The organism is Streptomyces silaceus (assembly GCF_001419745.1).
In the GTDB taxonomy this organism is placed as follows: Bacteria; Actinomycetota; Actinomycetes; order Streptomycetales; family Streptomycetaceae; genus Streptomyces; species Streptomyces silaceus.
Window position 1 is genome coordinate 1 of sequence record NZ_LIRJ01000460.1, and the last position, 1,098, is coordinate 1,098.

The 1,098-nt window shown below is 67.8% G+C and carries 2 protein-coding genes; one reads left to right on the forward strand and one right to left on the reverse strand.

Annotated features, from left to right (window positions below):
- The coding region (locus AOK22_RS33885; protein WP_425264101.1) for a WD40 repeat domain-containing protein at positions 1-272 on the forward strand (272 nt) is incomplete at its 5' end.
- 92 nt (positions 273-364) lie between these two features.
- Here AOK22_RS33885 and AOK22_RS33890 read toward each other — a convergent pair.
- A complete protein-coding gene (locus tag AOK22_RS33890; protein ID WP_208606480.1) occupies positions 365-925 on the reverse strand; it encodes a hypothetical protein in 561 nt (186 codons plus the stop codon).
- Positions 926-1,098 lie beyond the last annotated feature (173 nt).

Consider the following 1,098-nt stretch of genomic DNA (forward strand, 5'->3'; position numbering starts at 1 on the left):
GGGATGCCCGCACAGGGCAACTGCGCCACTCTCTGGGTGGGTTCGGCGCCAGGCACGTGAGCCAGGTGGCGTTCAGCCCGGACGGACGGCTCCTGGCCGCCGCGGCCGGGGACAAGAAGGTCCGCCTGTGGGACGTCCGTACGGGTGCGCTGCTGTGCGTCCTGGACGAGCACGCCGGGAGTGTGAACCAGGTGGTGTTCAGCCCGGACGGGCACACGCTGGCCAGCGCAGGCGACGACAGGATGATCCGTCTGTGGAACATCCGTTCCTGAGCGGGGCGCCAACGTCCCGGAGGGGAACGGCCAACGGGTACACACGTTTGAGGTATGTGGGTTTGCTGGTTCTCCGGAGTCTGCGGCAGACGTCAGCCCGCGGCGGCCGGGTTCACGACCGTGTACATCACGGACCGCTGCTGCTTGTGGCGCTCGATGCGTGACTTGGCGACCAGGGATTCGAGCGTGTTCCTGACCACCTGCGGTGTCGGGTTGCGGTCCGGGTGCTTCTTGAGGAGTTCGTCCCGCAGTTCCTTCGCCGAGCGGGGCTCGTCGTGCCCGCTGAGCAGCGTCATCAGCAGGTCCCCGAGCAGCGGCCGACGCGTGGCGCCCTTCGCGCCGCCGTTCGCCTTGGCCGCGGTCGGAGTCGACCGGCTCGCCGCCCTGCCGTGTGCGATCGACCCGTTCGCGCCTCGGCGCTTCGCTTTCGCGACGGCGGGCGCGTCTCTCTTCTGCGCCGGCAGGGCCGACGCGACCGCGAAACCCTCGTACCGCTCGGCGAGTCCGAGGATGTCCGTCAGCAGGGTCTCCTCCTGCTTCAACACCTCGATCTTCTGCGCGAGTTCTTCCTGACGCCTGCGGTTCTCGTCCAGTTCCGACGCGACCTGTTCCACGTACCGCGATCGGAGCTCGGCGGCTGACTGGCTGCTCACAACCGTTCACTCCCTCGAAATGAATGATGCAGCGCATGGTACCCACGCTGAGGGATACATACAGACGCATGTGAACGACGGACGGTTCGCCGAACATGTGCCCTACGCACGGAGGGGCACACACATGGCTCCGCGCGCGAGCGTGCGTGGGGGTGCGTGAAGGGGGTGTCGCG